Here is a 19,381-nt window from a genome sequence, read left to right as displayed (position 1 = left end):
ATTAGCGGCCGAGTTCGGTGACGCCCTCAGGGGGTAGTCCGGCAACGTTGGCCAATACCTGGGCAAAAGCCTGGACGTGGGGTGCGAGGTCGAGGCCTTCGGCAGTCCACGAAGCACGCATTTCGATCTGGTAGGCGCGCGGAGGCCCGCCAATCTCGCCAAAACGCACGGACGCGGTGGAAGTGACGGTGCCGCCCAAATTGGTGTGGTCGGCTTCCTCCTTTTCCAAGCCTTCGTTGAGCCATTGCCACGCCACATCGGGCAAGAGAGGATCGCCGGCTACGGCGTCATCCATATCCGCCTGGATATAGGCCACAAGGCGCATGGCGCCCTCCCAAGCTTCCTCAGCGCCCGGATCGTGGAGCAGGATGAGGCGACCAAAGGCGTCGCCCTCTGCATCGGTGGGCACGATATCTGGGTTGTCTTCGTTTCCCACTTCGAGGCCGATTGCGTGGCTAAACGGCGCAAGGCGTTGCGGTGGGCGAATGGAGCCTAGGGTTATCTCAGGGCGCAGGTCGGCCGCGTGCATGGACTCCACTGCTTGAGTGAAGGCGGCGGGGGTGGCTGGCTCGTGGCTTTCCGCCTGCCCGTGCAAAGGGGTGGGGGCGGAGGCCTCGGCGCTGCGTGGGGTGGTCGATTCGGAATTGCTCACGACGTTCAAGCTATAGTTTCGCGGCCTCTAGCTGGGGGAGGCGCGCCGATCCGCAAGTGTGTCGCCATTTGTGTGGGAAGGGAAGTGACAAGGTTCCATATCCAACTTATGATGGATATGTTCGTTAATCCAAAGACTTCTGCAAAGGAGAACGCAATGGCGAAGCTTGACTACAAGGAACTCAACGCGGTTCAGCAATATTCCCAGCACGCGGTTTTTAAGGTGATTCCGGGCGCGCTCGGCACCGAGCGAGCGGAGATCATCGCCCAAGCGCAGGAGTTCTTTGCCGGCGTGGAAAAGGCCGGGAAGGTAACGGTGCGCGGCATTTACGACCTCACGGCTATGCGCGATTCCGCCGACTTCATGATCTGGTGGCACGCTGAGGAATTCTCTGACCTGCAGAAGGTCTTTGGGGACTTCCGCCGTGAGACCACCCTAGGGCAAGTCAGCGAAGTGACCTGGGTGGGCAATGCCTTGCACCGTCCAGCAGAGTTCAATAAGTCCCACCTGCCATCCTTCATCATGGGTGAGGAGCCGAAGGAGTGGATCTCGGTATACCCCTTCGTGCGCTCTTATGACTGGTACACCATGGACGAGGAAAAGCGCCGCCGCATCCTCATGGAGCACGGTATGCAGGCGCGCGACTACCCCGATGTGCGTGCAAATACCGTCCCAGCCTTTGCCCTGGGTGACTATGAGTGGATTTTGGCCTTCGAGGCGGATGAGCTCCACCGCATCGTCGACCTGATGTACCTGATGCGGTACACCGAGGCCCGCCACCACGTGCGGGAGGAGATTCCCTTCCACACCGGCCGCCGCGTCAAGGACGTAGCAGAGCTTATCGCAGTACTGCCCTAAAAGAAGCGCCGCCCAGCAGTAGCCCTGCTTGGCGACGTCCCCTCTTAGCCGCGCCCCGTCACTAGCCTGCAAGTTAGGCTGCTGACGGGGCGCGCTTTCTTGTGCATGCCACCTTAGGCGGTGCCACCTTCTACCGGCTTTTCCTCCAAGTCCAGGCAGATGGAGTTGATGCAATAACGCAAGTCGGTGGGGGTATCGTAGCCCTCGCCCTCAAAGACGTGCCCTAGGTGGGATTCGCAGTTGGCGCACAAAACCTCTACACGACGCATGCCTAGCGAGTTGTCTTCGCGCTCAATGATTTTGTCTCCTGCGAGTGGGGAGAAAAAGGAAGGCCAGCCGCAGTGGGACTCAAACTTTTCCGTAGAGCGGAAGAGCTCCGTTCCGCACGCGCGGCAAGAATAGACCCCCTCGGTGGTGGTATTGGTGTACTCGCCTACGTGGGGCGGCTCGGTACCGGCTTCGCGCAGGACGTAGTATTCCTCAGGGCTTAAGCGCTGGCGCCATTCGGTATCGGCAATGAGCTTGAAATCGGTCATGGGCCGAGTCTAAACCGTGCTGCGCGCGGCACGCCACCATCCGGCGACTGTCGCGAAAATTGCGACGATAAGCAGCGCCCATCCCGCCGTGGCCGTGAAAAAATTCATCCACCGACCAGCATCCGGGTGCGCTGTAGACGCCCAGGAAACGGGAGCCAAATAGAGAAAGGCCGCAAACCACGCTCCTGCGGAATGAAATACTGAGCGTGGGAGTACCACGGTAAACATCAGCGGGAAAAGCCACATGGAATAGTACTGCTGGCCGAGGGAAGACAGGAAGAAGATACCCACCATGATCGCCCCGCTGGTCGTCAGTGCCCACAAGGTCGGGTCGGAGTTGCGCCAGCGTAAAAGCCCGAGAATCGCTGCGGCCGAAAGCGCGGCAAATATCAACCACACGGTCCAATACAGTCCCGTGCCAAAGTCAACGTAGGCGTGGAAGCCTGCCCAGGAAGAATTGGCATAGTCACGGGTCTCTGAGAGGTAGGGCAGGAGGTTATCCACAAAGCCGCTAGCGTCCGGCACGAGCGGCCACGCTAGTAGGTTGAGTACTACCGGTACGCTGACTCCGGTCGCGAGACTGCGCCATTGTAGCTTGACCAACGGCAGGAAGAGCAACGGCGCAAATTGCGGCTTAATGACGATGGCCAGTCCAATGGCCACGCCTGCCACCCAGCCCATCAATGGGGTGCGCTCGGCGCGCACGAAGGCCCACAAGAATACGGCCATGCACAGCAAGAGAATGCCGTTGATATTGGTAAATGCGAGCGTATTGGTCACCGATTCCGTGACAAAGGCCAAAGCGATGGATATTGGCCACACTGCCGAAGTAAGTGTGCGGCCCACCGCAAGGGTGAGTACCGCTAGCGCTGCCACGATTGCAGCAGCGTTGGCGACGATGAATAGTCCCCGTGCCAGCGAAAAATCGATGTGCGCTAGCGGCGCGAGCAGCAGCGTCGCCCCCGGGGTATACAGGTACAGCGGATCAACGTGGTTATAAGCCTGCTCATAGACCGGCTGGCCAGTGGACATGCGTGCCACAGCGTTATACACCGTGGTGAAATCATCCGTCGGCGTGCCATTGCGCGCGATGATGAACACGCGATGCACAACAAGCAGGATGGCCACAGGCCAGGCAGCGGCATTGATTCGGGAATTCACGGCCCCTTAGTCTACGGCCTAGCGGGCGCGGGAATACCGCAGAAACACCGTGCCATCGTGATCGGCCGCGACATTTTCTAACTGCATGCGGCGATGGGAATGCTCGCCCTGAAAAGTTGCCATGGGAGTTTCCACGCCGGTAGATAGATGTGGGTCTAGGGTCAAATACATCTGGTCGATGGCATCGATGTCTACCAGCTGCCCTATCATTCCTGGCCCGCCCTCGCAGAGTACGCGCTTAAACCCGCGGTCCTTCAAGACGGATATATAGTCCCGCACGGTTCCTTTGCCAGCATCGCAGACTTCCGCGCCTGCGGATTCGATGGTCACGATGCGCTGTGCGAGCTCTTGGTCGTCCCGGCTGCTATGGGGGACTAAGAGGATGGGAGGGGTTGTGAAATCCGTGAAGAAGTCCGAGGTGATATCGAAATCAAGGCTGCGGGAAGGCACCGCAATCGGAGCGGGACGTGAGCCATCCCTGGCTGGAGCGACTCCTGAATAGTCCTCCGCACGCACCGTTTGCGCACCCACCAACACGACGTCTGCCCAGTTACGTAAAGCTGCGAAGAGCTGCCCGTCAGTATCATTTCCCATGTCTTCGGAAACGTGGTTCATGGTTGCCGAGCCGGTTAGCGTGCTGACCATATTTGTGCGGACGGTGAATACATCACCGGAATCCGGGCCCAATAGCGAAGAGATATCCATGCCTTCCCAGCCTAGTCAAGGCAGCAGATACCCAGAACGGTAAAGCGCAGGGCGCACCCCAGACGATGGGCCTACATCAAGCGGATGAGTATTACGCCAACCAAAATCACTGCAATGCCGGCTACCTGGCGCATTGCTACGGGGGCGCCCCGCAGACGATCGATCAGTAGGGAGCCCACCATGGAACCAAGAAGGGTTGCCACCACAGTAAGCCCAGTACCAATCTGCGGTACTAAGGCCGCGTTGCCAAAGACAAACAAGGCTCCCAAGGCGCCGCCTGCCCACATCCACCATGGGTTAGCCTTGCCCTCAGGACGCTCAATGCGAGGGCGCCAGCGCAAAGCAATATTGAGCACTACCAGCGCGGAAACGCCAATGCTAAAAGAAACCAAAGCCGCACTAACGGGCGACCCGGTGATCTGACCAAGGTGGCCGTTAATGGCGGATTGGCTTGCGGTAAAGCAACCAAAGACAAAGCCTGCGAGGCGCCAAAGCCATAACGCCATAACACTGTCTTCTTGCTTCGTCGGCGCGCCGGGGCTGGCTACAATAGAAATCACTCCACCGAGGACAATTAGTGCCCCTAGGGCGCGAACCAGAGATAGTGGGGAAGTGGGGGAGTCAAATAGTCCAAAGTGGTCGACGACAAGGCCCATCATGATCTGGCCAGCGATGGGAAGGACCACGGTTTGGACCGCGCCCAGATGAGGAAACAACAGGATATTTCCAGTAAGCGCAACCACGCCGAGCAGGCCACCGAACCAAATCCACAGCGGTTCCCCAAAGGCACGGGAAATGCCGAATTCGCCGCCGGTGACGGCTGTCGCGATGACAAGCAAAGTCATCGTGCCCACGGCAAACGAGATGAGCGAGGAGGAAAACGGCGTGCCAGTAGACGCGCGAAGGCGCGTATTAACCAAGGTCTGAACGGGCAGAACGAGTCCGGCGATAATGCCTAAGAGAATCCACAACACGTCGGGACACTTTACAGGCATATAAAGAAACCCGCCCAAGCTCCCATGGAGTGGAGCGATGGGCGGGAAATTGTGGTCCTAACTGGGATTGAACCAGTGACCTTTCCGGTGTGAACGGAACGCTCTCCCACTGAGCTATAGGACCTTGCGGTGGCTAAATCTACACCGCACTAAATTCAAACACCTAATTGGCTGGGCAGGAGTGCACATCAGAGGGAGGCGGCTTGTGGTTCTCTGTCTTCAGAGAATCACATCAGTGTGTTTTGGGATGGTCCGAATGTAAAAAATCGGCGCCGCAAAGAATGCCGCTGGGCTGGGGATTTGGAAACTGGCGCGGAGCACGATAATGTTTCTTCTCGCACCGCAACGGTACAAAGTTCGCGGGGCAATGCGGATGTAGCGCAGTTGGTAGCGCATCACCTTGCCAAGGTGAGGGTCGCGAGTTCGAGTCTCGTCATCCGCTCCACGCTTTTCTAAGGGTTCTCCCGTGAAGAGTGATTCTAAATGAATAACGCGCGATTAGCTCAGTGGGAGAGCGCTTCCCTGACACGGAAGAGGTCACTGGTTCAATCCCAGTATCGCGCACAAGGACTTTGTCCTAGAAACCGGGCCTGGTTTCGCATGCGGATGTAGCGCAGTTGGTAGCGCATCACCTTGCCAAGGTGAGGGTCGCGAGTTCGAGTCTCGTCATCCGCTCCAGCACTGTATTGTGTGAGGCGGTATCGCCACGGTGGAATGGCCGAGTGGTGAGGCAACGGTCTGCAAAACCGTGCACACGGGTTCGATTCCCGTTTCCACCTCAACTTCTTAATGCCTTCGGGCATTAAGCGCGATTAGCTCAGTGGGAGAGCGCTTCCCTGACACGGAAGAGGTCACTGGTTCAATCCCAGTATCGCGCACAGGGTTCCTTTTAGAACCCGTGGCAAACTTATGTTTGCCACGCGGATGTAGCGCAGTTGGTAGCGCATCACCTTGCCAAGGTGAGGGTCGCGAGTTCGAGTCTCGTCATCCGCTCCATATAGCCACCCCTGCCATGGGGTGGCTTTTTCTATGTTTCCTTCTGCGCTTTGTGCGATACGCTTGCCTTTGCAAGGTCAAAACCCTCAGCGGAGGAGGAAAGATGTTACGCACATTAGTGGTACCGCTATTGGTTGGAGCTTGCGGCTTCGCGTCTTTTGTTTCGGGGACTGTACTTTTCTCTGCGGGCCTTACTGCGGCAGATGCGGGTGACGGCAGCGGCAACGCGGCGTGGCCTTTGGCGCTTATCGGCGTAGGCGCCGCCTTGGTTATTTTTGCCTTGATGGCTTCTGGTCCGTTTTTAATGCCCGACAAATGGAGAGGCCCTAAGGTAGGGTCCGTTCGAATTGAGTCAACTTGGCTTAAATAGTGATAAATACCTCTTTTTATTTCGAAGGTGGAACTCGATCCCAGTTCAAGCCGACATATGTCTCGACGCGCTGCTTTTTGTGATTGCCGCTCTGGCAAGTCGCGGGGCTAGTATGTCTGACAATTCAACTTGTGCATTTTCAACACAAAAGGAGCTATCTATGGGCTACCGCGTACCTTGGCTGCGCCGTACAGCTGCAGCAGTGGGCACGGCCGCACTGGTTTTGGGAGGGTCAATGCCTGCCGCATTCGCGCACGACTCCGTTATTGGCGGTTCGGTCAAAGACGGCGACCAACTCGATGAGTTCCCTAAGGAAATCACCCTCGAGTTTTCTGGCATCCCCAAAGAGGACTTCAACACCTTCGCCGTAACCAACACCGATACCGGTGAGAAACTTTTTAGCCAAGAACCAAAGCTCCATGAGCGGGATCTCACCATTGAGACCCCTGCGGATGTCCATCCTGGGCCGGGTAAATACCAGGTGGGCTTTCAGATCACGTCATCGGATGGGCACGCTACCCGCGGCGGTGTGGAATTTTCTGTCAAAGGTGACGGGTCCGAAAACACCGAGGCCCCAGAGTCAGACACGGCAGACCAGGAAGGAACCGAGGGCCTGTCAATGCCGCTGAAAATCATTCTGGGGGTGGGCGGTGTTTTGGCAATTGCCGCAGTAGTTGCCCTATTTATTGCCAAGTCTCGTCGCATTGATTCGGAAGGTGAAAAATAATGTCCAAGATTTCTAGCATCGCCCTTGTGGGCTTGACTGTGGCCGGCCTCGCCCTGGCGGGTTGCTCACCGCAAAACCAAAATGATTCCACCGAGTCGAAGGTGGATGCTTCCACTAGTGTCGGGGAAACATCCTCCGCTGCGGAATCTAAAGAACTGACCTTTGAGGATGCTGTCGTGCGCGCCAATGAGGACAAGGACATGACTGCTATTTTTGGCACCTTGGTGAACCATACCGATAAGGACATCGCTATCACCGGTTTTTCCACCAGCCTCAATGCCAAGGTGAACCAGATGCATGAGACTGTCGATGGCAAGATGCAGGAAATGTCGAGCCCACTGGTAGTCAAAGCCGGCGAGTCCCACGAGCTGGCACCTGGTGGTGACCACTTCATGCTCATGGACATGGAAAATCACATCGCTCCCGGCGAATCCCTTGACCTCAAAGTGGAACTAGAGGGCGGCGAAGAGCTCGATCTGGGCGAGATCCAAACGCGTAGCATGCCTGCTGGGGATGAGGATTACGGCGATATGGAGGGCCACGAAATGTCCCACATGGAGCACGGAGATATGTCCCACAATAAGGAAGGCCACGACCACTAGTTATGTCTGGATTCAGCAGAAGGGGGTTTCTTACCGGCGCTGCGGTATCGACCAGTGCCTTCGCGTTGGCAGGCTGCAATAACCAGGGGTCTTCCCCGGATGCTGGGGCACAGGAACAGCCTGTGTTGGCCGACGCCCTCGTGGCTTTTGACGGCGAGCATCAAGCAGGCATCGCAACCGCGGAGCAAGCGCACCTGAACCTGGTTGGGTTTGATCTTAAAAGGGGCGTCGACAAGCGGGGGTTCGCCAGCCTCATGAAGCTGTGGACTGAGGACGCCCGCGCGCTGTGTACGGGGGAGGCGCCGCTGGGCACCCTGGAACCGGAAATGGTGCAACAGCCCGCCAACTTGACCATCACCTGCGGTCTAGGTCAAAAGGTTTTCTCCTTGCTCGGCGTGGAGAAACCACGCTGGTTGGGAGATGTGCGTTCCTTTAAACGCGATGCGCTGGAGGCTAAGTGGGGACAAAGCGATATCGTCTTGCAGATCTGCTGCGATGACCCACTGATGAATACCTACGCCCTGCGGCACATGGTGCGCGCAGGTGAGCACTATGCCAGCGTGAAGTGGCTGCAGCAGGGCTTTATTAACGCCTATGGCAGCCACGAAAAGGGCGCTACCGCGCGCAATATGTTCGGGCAAAAGGACGGCACCGTCAATCCGCGCAGCGAGGAGGATTTTGCAGCCCAGGTATGGATCGATAAAGGGCCGAAGTGGGCACAAGGCGGAACGGCGATGGTAGTGCGTCGCATTCGCATGAATGTGGATACGTGGGAGAAACTCGACCGCCCCTCCCGCGAAAATGCGGTGGGCCGCAAGCTCGACACCGGCGCCCCGCTTACCGGTGAAGAAGAATTTGATGCTGCAGATTTTGATGCGGTAGATGATTACGGCCTGCCGGTGATTGATAAGAACTCGCACATGGCCGTTGCCGCCCCGCCGGCCGATCATCCAGAGCAGCGCATCCTGCGCCGGCCGTATAACTATGAGCTGGCTCCCGATGGCAAGGATGGGCAGCTTTCCAATATTGGCCAGGTTTTCATCTGCTATCAGCAAGATCCCACCAAGCAATTCGAGCCTATCCAGGCCCGTTTGGATAAATCGGACCTGCTGAACGAGTGGTTGACTCATATTGGTTCGGCTATGTATTTCTGCCCGCCGGGCACCCGCGATGCCGACGGGCGCGAGTCATGGTGGGCAAAATCGCTCTGCGAGCATGCAGGGTTGTAGAATAGCTATCCGTAAATTTAAATAGCGGACGCGGCCAGGTATGCCGCCGACGCACGAGCGCATAAAGGAGCGCGATTATGGCGGAACTCATCCCCGCAGTACCGGTCAATTACGATTCCTTCACCGTGCCCGCCGGCCAGGCCGTGGGCGCAGCAATGCGAGAGCTCAACCTTCCTAATAAGGGCCCTGAGGCTGTCGTAGTCGTGCGCGGTGAGGACGGCACTCTCTTTGATTTGTCGCACACCCCAGACACGGAGTCCACCTTTACCCCGGTTGCCGCTAGCGAGGAAGACGGCCGTGCCGTCATCCGCCACTCCTGCGGCCACGTTATGGCCCAGGCCGTGCAGGCCGAATTCCCCGGCACCAAGCTGGGCATCGGCCCGGCCATTGAGAATGGCTTCTACTTCGATTTCCAGACCGCCGAGCCTTTCACGCCGGAAGACCTCAAAGCGATTGAAAAGCGCATGAAGAAGATCATCAAGGGCGGCCAGCGCTTCGAGCGCCATGTCTATGAATCCGCGGAGGAAGCGGAAAAGGCCCTCGCCGAGGAGCCTTTCAAGCTCGAGCTGGTCCAAGACAAGGGCAACGTTGACCCTGACTCCGACGAGGCCGCAGAAGTCGGTTCCGGCGATCTCACCCACTATGACAACATCAACCCGCGCACCGGGGAAGTAGAGTGGTTCGATCTCTGCCGCGGACCGCACGTGCCGACCACCAAGTACATCCCGGCTTTCACGCTGACCCGTTCTTCAGCTGCCTACTGGCGCGGTGACCAGTCCAAGGCTGGCCTGCAGCGCATTTACGGCACCGCTTTTGAGTCCAAGGAGGCGCTGGAGGCCTACCAAACCATGGTGGAAGAGGCTGAAAAGCGCGACCACCGCCGCCTGGGTCAGGAACTAGATCTCTTCTCCTTCCCAGATGAGATTGGCTCCGGCTTCCCGGTATTCCACCCGAATGGCGCGACCGTTCGCATGGAGATGGAAAACCACTCTCGCAACCGCCACGTACAGGCTGGGTACTCCTTTGTTAATACCCCGCATATCACCAAGGGTGACCTATTCAAGAAGTCTGGTCACCTGGACTTCTACGCCGACGGTATGTTCCCGCCGATGCAGCTCGATGGCGAATATGACGAAGAGGGCAATACCGTCAAGGAACCGCAGGACTACTACGCCAAGCCCATGAACTGCCCGATGCACAACCTAATTTTTGCATCCCGTGGCCGTTCCTACCGCGAGCTCCCGCTGCGTCTGTTTGAGTTCGGTACCGTCTACCGTTATGAAAAGTCTGGCGTGGTCCACGGCCTGACCCGTGCCCGCGGCTTTACCCAGGACGATGCTCACATCTACTGCACCGAAGAGCAGCTGGAAGAGGAGCTGACCAAGGTCCTTGACTTCATCATTTCTTTGTTGAAGGACTACGGACTGTCTGACTTCTACCTGGAGCTTTCTACCAAGGACCCGAATAAGTTCGTCGGTTCTGATGAGATCTGGGATCGCTCTACGTCTATCCTGCAGTCGGTCGCAGAAAAATCCGGCTTGGAGCTGGTTCCGGATCCCGCAGGTGCAGCCTTCTACGGTCCGAAGATTTCTGTGCAGGCTCGCGACGCCATCGGCCGTACCTGGCAGATGTCTACCGTGCAGTTGGACTTCAACCTGCCGGAGCGCTTCGAGCTGGAATACACTGCGTCGGACGGCACGAAGAAGCGCCCAATCATGATTCACCGTGCGCTCTTCGGCTCCATCGAGCGATTCTTTGGCGTCCTGCTGGAGCACTACGCCGGCGCCTTCCCAGCATGGCTGGCACCGCACCAAGTGGTGGGCATTCCGGTGGCTGACGAATTCTCCCCGCACCTCGAAGAGGTTGCCGCCCAGCTGCGTCAGAAGGGTATCCGCGCCGATGTGGATACCTCTGATGACCGCATGCAGAAGAAGATTCGCAACCACACCACCGGTAAGGTTCCGTTCATGCTGGTGGCTGGCGCGCGCGACGTAGAAGCTGATGCCGTGTCCTTCCGCTTCCTCGACGGCACCCAGGTCAATGGTGTGCCGGTAAAGGAAGCTGTGGAGCTCATCGCCGCATGGGTAGCAGAGCGCAACAACGAGCAGCCGACCGAAGAGCTCATCAGTGCCCGACGCTAAAGAGACACACGAAACCGACAGCTCCTCCGTCGCTGAAAACCCAGCTGCGGAGGAGACCTTCGTTGACTCAGGCGCTGGCGAGCCGGACCGCCTAGAGCGGTTATGGGCGCCTTATCGCATGGCCTATATTGCCAAGCGTTCTAAGGACCCCTTCGTGGAAGCGCCACAGGGTAGCGACGAAGACGGGCTCATCATTGCTCGAGGCAAGTCCGTGTATGCATTGCTGAACCTGTTTCCGTACAACGCCGGGCACCTCATGGTGGTGCCGTATCGCAAGGAATCGCAGCTGGAGAACCTTACGCAAGAGGAATCTCAGGAGTTGATGGCCTTCGCGCAAAAGGCCGTCCGGGTGCTCAAGCGGGTTTCACACCCAGAAGCCATCAATGTGGGCCTAAACCTGGGTCGTGCTTCGGGCGGCTCGGTGGGAGATCACCTGCACCTGCATGTGGTGCCAAGGTGGCCCGGGGATAGTAACTTTATGACTGTCCTCGATGGGACTAAGGTATTACCGCAGCTTCTGCAGGATACGCGTCGCGTGCTGGCAGAAGGATGGCGCGAGATGGAAGAGGAGGATTCGCGTGCTTAGCGTGCATGGGCGAAAGCCCGCCGCCGTGGTGGTGGAACCTATAGCCAAGGCCTTTTTGAAGCTAGGCCTGACCCCGAATGTGGTCACGGTTGTGGGTACCATAGTCACCATTGCGATTTCGGTGATCCTCATTCCTACCGGCCACCTTTTTTCCGCTGCCGTTTTGTCCGGCCTCTTCGCCGCTTTCGACATGCTCGATGGCACAATGGCGCGCTTGACCGGCAAGGCTACTGCCTTTGGTGCGACCTTGGATGCGTCCTGTGATCGCATCACCGACGGTGCATTGTTCAGTGCTATTGCATGGTGGCTGATTTATTCTGCGGATTCTTCCCGCATCACGGTTATTGCGTGCTTTGTCACCTTGGTATGTTCTCAGGTCATTTCCTATATCAAGGCTAGGGGAGAAGCGTCCGGGTTCAAGATGGTCGGCGGCCTGATTGAGCGTCCCGAGCGGCTTATTTTGGGATTGGGCGGCATCGGCCTCGAAGGCTTGGGAGTCCCGCATGCCATTGAGGTAGCGCTGTGGATCTTGGCCGTTGGCTCCGTCTTTACCGTGTGCCAGCGTATGGTTATTGCTGCCCGCCAAGAGCAGCAGTAGCTGGTACTGCACCACCTAAAACAGGAGGTTGTGACACCATGTGGGATAGAGAAGACCTCTCCGCGGCGGGTTACCTGGCGGGGTGGAAGGTGGTGCGCCGTCTGCCCGAGCCCATTGCGCGCACGCTTTTTCGCTGGGGTGCGGACTACGCAAGTAGCAACGGTCGGGGAATGGAGGGCTTGCGCCGCAACCTAGCGCGAGTGGTGGGCCCGGAAAACGTTACCCGCGCGTTGGTGCGGGATTCCGTGCGTTCTTATATGCGCTATTGGATGGAGGCGTTCCGCCTGCCAGCTATCCACGGTGATGCCGGGCTGCATGAGCGCTTGCTCAGTGGTTTGGAAGGCCTTGAGCATTTTGATGCTTCGGCTCAATCCGGCCGCGGCACCATTTTGGCATTGCCACATTCCGGCAATTGGGATATGGCGGGCGTCTTCCTCGTCGGTCATTATGGCCAGTTCACTACCGTTGCAGAGCGCCTTAAGCCCGCAGTGCTTTTCGACGCCTTTGTGGACTACCGCGAAACCCTTGGCTTTGAGGTTCTCCCCCTCACTGGCGGCGAAGCCTCGCCTTTCGCCCGCCTCAAAGAGGTGCTGGAAGCCGGTGGCGTGGTCTGCCTGCTGGCTGAGCGCGACCTCACCCGAAGCGGCGTTACCGTGGATTTCATGGGGGAAAAGGCCAATATGGCCGCCGGTCCCGCACAGCTTGCCCTAGAGACTGGCGCCGCCCTGCACGTGGTGCACTCCTGGTTTGCAGGCGAGGGCTGGGGGCTCTCTGTGTCTCCTGAGCTCGAGGTAACGGACTTGCAGGAGACAACGCAGCGCATGGCCGATGGCTTCGCCGCCAATATCCGCCGCCACCCGGAGGATTGGCATATGTTGCAGCCGCAGTGGAATGTGGACATAGAGAGGCGTCGGCAAGCGCGGGCGGCCGAAAATGCCCGCAATGCCCGCCACACTGGGCCATCGCAGGAAGGGGGGAGCTAGTGCGCATAGGAATCGTATGCCCCTACTCTTTCGATGAACCAGGCGGGGTTCAAGCCCATATTCTTGACCTAGCGACTGTCTTCATTGAACAAGGGCACCATGTACAGGTCATTGGCCCCGCTGCGGAATCCACCCAGCTCCCGGATTTCGTAGTCAAGGGAGGGCCGGCTTTCCCCATCGCGTACAACGGGTCGGTGGCGCGCCTGTCCGTGGGGCCCCATGTAACACGTAAGGTAAAGCAATTCATCAAGGAGGGCGACTTCGATGTCTTGCACATCCATGAGCCGAACTCCCCGAGCTTTTCCATGACCGCGTTGGCTGTGGCCCAAGGCCCACTGGTGGCGACGTATCACGCTTCCGCGTCTAGCTCCCTGGTGCTGACCCTGGCCAAACCTTTCCTCGTACCCTTCTTGGAAAAGATCCGGGGTGGCATCGCGGTATCCGACATGGCGCGGCGGTGGCAGGTGGAGCAATTGGGCGGAGACCCGGTCCTCATTCCCAACGGCGTGGATACGTCGGTCTACGCCCAGGCTCGGCGCCGGAGCCCGGCCAAAGCCTCTGGCGATCCCCTGGAAGTTGTCTTCTTGGGACGTTTGGATGAACCGCGCAAGGGCCTCGATATCCTGCTGAGCGCGCTCCGCCAAGTACACCACGATATCCGCGTGACCATCATGGGCGGTGGCCGCGCCCGCGAGGTCGAGAGTGTGGATTTTGTAGGCCGGGTCAGCGACGCCGAAAAGGCAGAAATCCTGGGCCGTGCCGATGTCTACGTGGCCCCAAATACCGGTGGCGAAAGCTTCGGCATCGTGCTGGTAGAGGCCATGGCCGCCGGCGCAGCTGTCGTTGCTTCCGATCTTGAAGCCTTCCGTGCGGTGTGCAATGCCGATTCCGACGAGGTTGCCGGCGCACTTTTTCGCAATGAAGACAGCGAGGATTTGGCTCGCGTCCTCAACGAGGTACTTGATGATGCCGAGTATCGGGCCCAGTTGGTGCGCAATGGCGTCCAACGTGCCAGCACCTATGACTGGGACCATGTAGCGGCGGCCGTGATGCAGGTCTATGAGACTGTCCAAGACGGTACCAAGGTGAGGGTAAAGCGTTGATGGCCATTGAAATTGCTCTAGTCCTCTTCCTACTTATCATCGTCGGTTTGTGGGCGCTTTTTACCGCCCAGCGGCTTAACTCACTGCATATCCGCACTGATGCCTCGCTGGCCCAGCTGCAGGCGGCTCTAGACCGCAGGGCAGCGGTGACAGCGGCCGTAGCACCAGAGCTTGCGGCGCTAGCTCAGCGAGCGGAATCTACCGAGCTCTATCAGGGTCATTTCGAACCACGCACGATGGCCGAGCGGGAACTATCTGCCGCCATAGTGAGGGAGTTTCCGGCGGACCGTCGCCCTGCCGCGCTTGCCGACGCCGAGGGCCGCATCCAACTTGCCCATCGCTTCTACAATGAGGCGGTCAGCGACACTCGCGCGCTGCGCTTGCGCCCTGCGGTACGGCTCTTTCATCTGGGCGGCACCGCAAAATTGCCGGAATATTTTGACTATATGCTGGCCGAGTAGCCAGCAGATCTACCTCAAGTTTCAGGAGGCAAGTGCGTGCCGGCCGCGTCGGCGACGGAATACCGGCTGTGCCTCGGTGCTAGCAGCCGCGCCATCTGCCGGGGAGGAAGGAGGCTGTCGCTGCTGCACATCTGCCCGCTCGATCTTCGAAGCCAGGGCCACCTCGACTGCAAACCAGATAAGTCCGATGATGGCCATGACAACGATGAGGATATTGCGGGCTACCAATAGGTAGACGGCGAACATGTTCTCGCCCACGTGGTTCCAGATGTAGTCATAGTTGAATGGGTAGACCAAGGTGCCCAGCACGGCGGCGATGATGGTGCAGGACGCTAACAAGGCTTGGAATTTCCGCAGGGAGGCGAATCCTTGCGGCAGGCGCTGGCGGATCACCACGGCAAGCAAGGGGCCCAGCCAGACGATGTATTGCGGGGAGAAAACCTTATTCGTCGCGATAAGAAGCAGGACCATAACGGTAAAAAACGCCATGGTCGTGCGGGTGGTCCATCCGCCGGCGCACAGTCGGTACAGCGCCCAGCCCACTGCGAAGAGGAGCATGGCAATGGTGGCAATAGTGCTCCACGTCATTGCGGTATCTACGCCAGGCCCGGAAATTTCAAAGCTCTTGGACGGCGCGTAGCCCAGGTGCCACCGCCCCGGAGAGCGATGTGCCTGCAGCAGCAGGAACGTCGCCGGGATGGACTCCAACTGGAGACCGCGCACGCCCTGATAATTCAGCGGTGAAAGCAGGCGCTCGGTGCCAGAGGCAGTAATCGTGACGGTGCAGACCGCGACGATGGTGCAGAAAAACGCGAGTAGGCGCTGCCAGGTTGCGGAGCTGTTGAAGCGGCCCACCAAGCCGGCAGCGAGGACTCCTGGCCATAGCTTCATCGTGGTGGCAAATCCCAGTACCGCTGAGGCGATGAGCGGACGGGTAGCTAGAAGTGCAGCTGCCCCGGCCACGGCTAAGGCGGGGAAAATATCGAGACGCCACACAAAGGTGTGGCCAGCTGCGGTGCCGAAGAGGACCCAGAACCAGGCGGCCTGGAAACTGCGCGGTTGAGTCGGGTGGTGGCGCAGGAGGAGGGCTAAAAAGGCGGCGTCAACAAGCAGGGTCATGATGGTGAAGCCGATATAGAATGCGGTGATATTCTCGCCGGTGAGCCATCCCAAAAGCACCGTGGGCCACGTGCCCGAGTGGGGGTATTCGGTCATCTGTGTCGGGTCATCGCCAAAGAGCCCGGCAAAATAATATGCGACATCGCCCCTGGGATTGTGGTTAATCTTGAGTAGGTAAATAAGGACGAGGCGGGCGATGACCCACCCAATCCATACTGCTGGAACAGAAGCGATGCGTTTCACTCAAAAGACTTTATTCAATGCGCGCCTACTTCGGTAGCGGACATAGTTTCTTCTAGAAAATTCCTCCACTTTTGCTCCCAGAAGTGGGGGACGGATTGAAAAACAAACTGACGGCTCGTCCAGTGAGTAGTGTGGACGGCAATTGCTTAGAAAGTGATGTAGGACATAGGGAGTGTGCAGATGGCATCTATTCGCGAGGTTCTGGCTGTCGAGGAAACGAAAGTGGCCGATGTCTTTAAAGGCCCTGCTGTGGAGTCGCGGATTGAACGTACCTTCGGCGGGCAGATTGCTGCTCAAGCAGTGGCCGCAGCCCAGCGCACTGTGTCCAGCAAAGACATCCACTCCCTGCATGGCTACTTTGTCGGCCCTGGCGATGCGAGCCGGCCAATTGAGATCCGGGTCGAACGCATTCGGGAGGGGAGATCCTTTGCCAATCGGCAGGTGCGTGTCTACCAGCGTGACGTGCTCCTTTTTATTCTCATGGCTAGTTTCCACCGCGACGGTGACTATGGTCCGCAGCATCAGGACGCCGCACCGAAGGTGCCAGGGCCCGAGGAGGCAGCTCGGATGGGCGGTGGGGCCCCGTACTCCACCCGGATTATCCTCAAAGAGTGGGAGGAATGGGATATTCGCCTCGTGCCAGAAGAAGGACGCGATCCGGAGGCTGCAGAGCGCACCGGTGCAGGCTATCGGTATATCTGGTTCCGCAACACAGGTCATCTCCCAGCGGATTCTGCCTTTCACTGCGCTGCGCTGACTTATATGTCAGATATGACGCTGATTCGCTCGGCCCTTATTCCGCATCAGGGAGAAAAAGTGCAATTGGCCAGCCTTGACCATGCGATATGGTTCCTGCGCCCATTCCGCGTGGATGAGTGGTTGTTGTATGAGCAGGTATCACCCGCGGCGTCGAACGCAACGGCGGTTGCGCGTGGCAAAATTTTTACAGAGCAGGGTGAATTGGTGGCGTTGGTAAATCAAGAGGGCCTTACACGTTACTTAGATGAAAATTTGGGCAGCGGCTCTGCCCATGGCAATTGGCACAACGTATAAGGATGTCCCGCTTATAAGGGGGTCGCTTTCACGCGTTCGTGCAGCACACGTATAATTGCCACCAGTTTCAGCACCCGATTAGAAAGGGACTACATGTCAGGCCACTCGAAATGGGCAACTACCAAGCATAAGAAGGCTGCCAACGATGCCAAGCGTGGCAAGGAATTTGCCAAGCTGATCAAGAACATCGAAGTGGCGGCTCGTACTGGCGGTGGTGACCCAGCGGCTAACCCAACCCTTGATGACATGATCAAGAAGGCCAAGAAGGCCTCCGTCCCCAATGACAATATTGAGCGTGCTCGCAAGCGCGGTTCCGGTGAAGAAGCCGGCGGCGCCGATTGGGAAACCATAATGTACGAAGGCTACGGCCCGAACGGCGTAGCAATGCTCATTGAGTGCCTGACGGATAACCGCAACCGTGCGGCGACCGACGTGCGTACCGCGATGTCCAAGAACGGCGGCAACCTGGGTGAGTCCGGCTCTGTGGCCTACATGTTCACCCGTACCGGCTACGTCTTGGTAGAAAAAGGCGAGCTGACGGAGGATGACGTCTTGATGGCCGTGCTGGAAGCAGGCGCGGAAGAGGTTAAGGACCAAGGCGAGAAGTTTGAGATCGTTTGCGCGCCGACGGATGTGCAGGCAGTCAAGGACGCGCTCAAGGACGCCGATATTGAGGTCGATGACTCCGACAATGACTTCCGTGCGTCTGTCGAGGTGCCGCTGGAGGCCAATGACGCCAAGAAGATTTTCCGCCTCATTGATGCCTTGGAAGACTCCGATGATGTGCAAAACGTCTACACCAATATGGATCTCTCCGATGAGGTTCTAGCCGAGCTGAACGAGGATTAATCCTCTTGTAGCAGGAACGGACCTTAGCGCCGGTAGCGCTCCGTGGGGATTGCCCGCAGGAGACGTTGCCGGCGCTTTTCCATGGGGTGGCTGGATGCTACGCTTGTAGAACACCTGTGTGTAGTCCATAATGGGGCGGTAGGCAGTGCACGGTGGTGCCGACATGACCATGGGGGAGAGATGAACCTAGAAGGAATGCGCGTGATGGGAATTGACCCAGGCTTGACGCGCTGCGGGCTTTCGGTGGTTCAGGCTGGTCGTGGCCGAGCAATCCTTCCCGTTTCTGTCGGCGTGGTGCGCACCCCTAGCGATAAGGACTTGACGGAGCGCCTCCTGCGCCTTTCGGTGGCGGCGAAAGAGTGGATGGATGACTATTCGCCAGATGTGGTGGCGATCGAGCGCGTCTTCGAACGCGGCCAGGTATCCACAGTCATGCAAACGGCCCACGTCGTAGGGGTGCTGGTGCTGGCTGCGGCTGAACGCGATATTCCGGTGTACATGTACACCCCGTCCGAGGTGAAAAAGGCCATCTCAGGGAACGGACGCGCAGATAAGAAGCAGATGACCACCATGATTACCCGTATTCTGGGGTTGACTGAACCGCCCAAGCCTGCCGACGCCGCCGACGCTCTTGCGTTGGCAGTGTGCCACTGCTGGCGTGCCCCGGCCATTGTGCGGATGGACCATACCGGGCTCGGGCTTGGTGCTAAGACCAGCGGCGTGCGCGGCCAGGGCAAGAAGCGCTAGGGATTTTTACTGAGAGTGGAAGGATAAGAAGCCAATGATTGCTGCACTGCGTGGAGAGGTAATCCATATTGGACTCGACCATGGGGTTATCGATTGTGCAGGCGTGGGGTACAAGTTTCTGGCTACCCCAAAGACACTGGGCACCTTGCGTCGCGGAGAACAGGCTACGGTTCTTACCAACTTGGTGGTCAAGGAAGATTCTCTGACTCTCTATGGCTTTAGCGCTGATGAGGACCGCGAGATGTTCCAAGTGCTGCAATCCGTGTCTGGTCTAGGCCCCAAGCTGGCCTTAGCGGCGCTGTCGGTCATGGGGGCAGGGGAACTTGCTGCGGCAATTGGCGCGGAAGATGTCAAGGCGCTGCAGACTATCCCGGGCGTCGGCAAGCGTATGGCTCAACGCTTGGCTCTGGAGCTGAAAGATAAGGTAGCGGCCTTTGCGCCAAGCGAGCCTGCCGCCGCAGGCTCCGTTGATGCCGTCACCGCGCCGGCCGGTGGTGCCGTGGTTGAAAGCGTGACTGAGGCACTTGTTGGCCTTGGGTTTAGCGATAAGGGAGCGCGTCCCGTGGTGGAATCCGCCTACGCGGAAAATCCCGATGCCGATACGTCCTCTCTCTTGCGCGCGGCGCTGGCGCAGCTGGGCAAGAAGAAATAACCGGCAGGAAGGCTG

General features: G+C 58.4%; 20 protein-coding genes and 7 tRNA genes. 20 read left to right on the top strand and 7 right to left on the bottom strand.

The annotated features are described in order from the left end of the window. Position 1 precedes the first annotated feature (1 nt). Positions 2 to 661: a DUF3000 domain-containing protein gene (locus RAE04_RS00310; RefSeq protein ID WP_408933093.1), complete on the bottom strand. Its 660-nt coding sequence runs from the start codon at positions 659 to 661 to the stop codon at positions 2 to 4. Positions 662 to 808: 147 nt separating this feature from the next. Here RAE04_RS00310 and hemQ point away from each other — a divergent pair, with 147 nt between their 5' ends. After that, positions 809 to 1,510 (top strand): hydrogen peroxide-dependent heme synthase, encoded by a 702-nt coding sequence (gene hemQ / locus RAE04_RS00305; RefSeq protein ID WP_308572231.1) that lies wholly within the window; start codon positions 809 to 811, stop codon positions 1,508 to 1,510. Positions 1,511 to 1,623: 113 nt separating this feature from the next. Here hemQ and msrB read toward each other — a convergent pair whose 3' ends face one another. The 5 genes from msrB to RAE04_RS00280 form a co-directional block, all read right to left on the bottom strand. Continuing rightward, positions 1,624 to 2,046, bottom strand: a complete 423-nt coding sequence (msrB, locus tag RAE04_RS00300; RefSeq protein ID WP_005328550.1) for a peptide-methionine (R)-S-oxide reductase MsrB — start codon at positions 2,044 to 2,046, stop codon at positions 1,624 to 1,626. Positions 2,047 to 2,055: 9 nt separating this feature from the next. Further along, positions 2,056 to 3,207, bottom strand: coding sequence for a glycosyltransferase family 87 protein (locus RAE04_RS00295; protein WP_317026037.1), 1,152 nt, complete (start codon positions 3,205 to 3,207; stop codon positions 2,056 to 2,058). Between the two features lie 18 nt (positions 3,208 to 3,225). Further along, on the bottom strand, positions 3,226 to 3,912 hold the full coding sequence (locus tag RAE04_RS00290) for a pyrimidine reductase family protein (protein ID WP_317026036.1): 687 nt from the start codon (positions 3,910 to 3,912) through the stop codon (positions 3,226 to 3,228). 71 nt (positions 3,913 to 3,983) lie between these two features. Then, entirely contained in the window at positions 3,984 to 4,886 is a 903-nt protein-coding gene (locus RAE04_RS00285) for a DMT family transporter (RefSeq protein WP_317026035.1), read from the bottom strand. Between the two features lie 73 nt (positions 4,887 to 4,959). Continuing rightward, positions 4,960 to 5,031, bottom strand: a tRNA-Val gene (locus RAE04_RS00280). A gap of 245 nt (positions 5,032 to 5,276) precedes the next feature. Between RAE04_RS00280 and RAE04_RS00275 the strand changes: the two genes are divergently transcribed. From RAE04_RS00275 to RAE04_RS00205, 15 genes are all read left to right on the top strand, one after another. Further along, positions 5,277 to 5,352, top strand: a tRNA-Gly gene (locus tag RAE04_RS00275). Positions 5,353 to 5,399: 47 nt separating this feature from the next. Next, positions 5,400 to 5,471: transfer RNA gene (locus RAE04_RS00270), tRNA-Val, on the top strand. A 38-nt stretch (positions 5,472 to 5,509) separates the two neighbouring features. Next, positions 5,510 to 5,585, top strand: a tRNA-Gly gene (locus RAE04_RS00265). 30 nt (positions 5,586 to 5,615) lie between these two features. Then, positions 5,616 to 5,686, top strand: a tRNA-Cys gene (locus RAE04_RS00260). A gap of 27 nt (positions 5,687 to 5,713) precedes the next feature. Then, positions 5,714 to 5,785: transfer RNA gene (locus tag RAE04_RS00255), tRNA-Val, on the top strand. Between the two features lie 42 nt (positions 5,786 to 5,827). Continuing rightward, positions 5,828 to 5,903 (top strand) — tRNA-Gly (locus RAE04_RS00250). A 530-nt stretch (positions 5,904 to 6,433) separates the two neighbouring features. Then, complete coding sequence (locus RAE04_RS00245) at positions 6,434 to 7,000, top strand: copper resistance protein CopC (RefSeq protein WP_317026034.1); 567 nt, start codon at positions 6,434 to 6,436, stop codon at positions 6,998 to 7,000. Continuing rightward, positions 7,000 to 7,602: a copper chaperone PCu(A)C gene (locus RAE04_RS00240; protein ID WP_317026033.1), complete on the top strand. Its 603-nt coding sequence runs from the start codon at positions 7,000 to 7,002 to the stop codon at positions 7,600 to 7,602. Before RAE04_RS00245 ends, RAE04_RS00240 begins: the two co-directional genes overlap by 1 nt. 2 nt (positions 7,603 to 7,604) lie before the next feature. Beyond that, entirely contained in the window at positions 7,605 to 8,831 is a 1,227-nt protein-coding gene (locus tag RAE04_RS00235) for a Dyp-type peroxidase (RefSeq protein ID WP_317026032.1), read from the top strand. Between the two features lie 77 nt (positions 8,832 to 8,908). Then, on the top strand, positions 8,909 to 10,972 hold the full coding sequence (gene thrS, locus RAE04_RS00230) for a threonine--tRNA ligase (protein WP_049378271.1): 2,064 nt from the start codon (positions 8,909 to 8,911) through the stop codon (positions 10,970 to 10,972). Beyond that, complete coding sequence (locus tag RAE04_RS00225) at positions 10,959 to 11,558, top strand: HIT domain-containing protein (protein ID WP_317026031.1); 600 nt, start codon at positions 10,959 to 10,961, stop codon at positions 11,556 to 11,558. The genes thrS and RAE04_RS00225 overlap by 14 nt, the downstream gene beginning before the upstream one ends. Further along, positions 11,551 to 12,156 carry a phosphatidylinositol phosphate synthase gene (gene pgsA, locus RAE04_RS00220; RefSeq protein WP_284791031.1) on the top strand — a complete coding sequence of 202 codons (606 nt, stop codon included), beginning with the start codon at positions 11,551 to 11,553 and terminating at the stop codon, positions 12,154 to 12,156. The genes RAE04_RS00225 and pgsA overlap by 8 nt, the downstream gene beginning before the upstream one ends. Before the next feature lie 38 nt (positions 12,157 to 12,194). Further along, entirely contained in the window at positions 12,195 to 13,139 is a 945-nt protein-coding gene (locus tag RAE04_RS00215) for a phosphatidylinositol mannoside acyltransferase (RefSeq protein WP_317026030.1), read from the top strand. Further along, positions 13,139 to 14,242: a glycosyltransferase family 4 protein gene (locus tag RAE04_RS00210; RefSeq protein WP_049378267.1), complete on the top strand. Its 1,104-nt coding sequence runs from the start codon at positions 13,139 to 13,141 to the stop codon at positions 14,240 to 14,242. The genes RAE04_RS00215 and RAE04_RS00210 overlap by 1 nt, the downstream gene beginning before the upstream one ends. Further along, a complete protein-coding gene (locus tag RAE04_RS00205; protein WP_005328532.1) occupies positions 14,242 to 14,703 on the top strand; it encodes a hypothetical protein in 462 nt (153 codons plus the stop codon). The genes RAE04_RS00210 and RAE04_RS00205 overlap by 1 nt, the downstream gene beginning before the upstream one ends. 21 nt (positions 14,704 to 14,724) lie before the next feature. Here the strand turns inward: RAE04_RS00205 and RAE04_RS00200 are convergent, their stop codons facing one another. Next, a complete protein-coding gene (locus RAE04_RS00200) occupies positions 14,725 to 16,065 on the bottom strand; it encodes a DUF2029 domain-containing protein (protein ID WP_317026029.1) in 1,341 nt (446 codons plus the stop codon). Between the two features lie 180 nt (positions 16,066 to 16,245). Here RAE04_RS00200 and RAE04_RS00195 point away from each other — a divergent pair, with 180 nt between their 5' ends. From RAE04_RS00195 to ruvA, 4 genes are all read left to right on the top strand, one after another. Then, the gene (locus RAE04_RS00195) at positions 16,246 to 17,118 is read left to right on the top strand and encodes an acyl-CoA thioesterase (protein WP_317026028.1); all 873 of its coding nucleotides are present in this window, start codon (positions 16,246 to 16,248) and stop codon (positions 17,116 to 17,118) included. A gap of 93 nt (positions 17,119 to 17,211) precedes the next feature. Continuing rightward, the gene (locus RAE04_RS00190) at positions 17,212 to 17,967 is read left to right on the top strand and encodes a YebC/PmpR family DNA-binding transcriptional regulator (RefSeq protein WP_005324988.1); all 756 of its coding nucleotides are present in this window, start codon (positions 17,212 to 17,214) and stop codon (positions 17,965 to 17,967) included. A gap of 180 nt (positions 17,968 to 18,147) precedes the next feature. Beyond that, the gene (ruvC, locus tag RAE04_RS00185) at positions 18,148 to 18,714 is read left to right on the top strand and encodes a crossover junction endodeoxyribonuclease RuvC (protein ID WP_040425252.1); all 567 of its coding nucleotides are present in this window, start codon (positions 18,148 to 18,150) and stop codon (positions 18,712 to 18,714) included. Positions 18,715 to 18,748: 34 nt separating this feature from the next. Further along, complete coding sequence (gene ruvA / locus RAE04_RS00180) at positions 18,749 to 19,366, top strand: Holliday junction branch migration protein RuvA (protein WP_317026027.1); 618 nt, start codon at positions 18,749 to 18,751, stop codon at positions 19,364 to 19,366. The last annotated feature ends 15 nt before the right edge of the window (positions 19,367 to 19,381 follow it).

Source organism: Corynebacterium sp. CTNIH16, from assembly GCF_032821655.1.
In the GTDB taxonomy this organism is placed as follows: domain Bacteria; phylum Actinomycetota; class Actinomycetes; order Mycobacteriales; family Mycobacteriaceae; genus Corynebacterium; species Corynebacterium marquesiae.
Note: the sequence above shows the minus strand (reverse complement) of the source record. Positions and strands in the feature narration are given on the sequence as shown.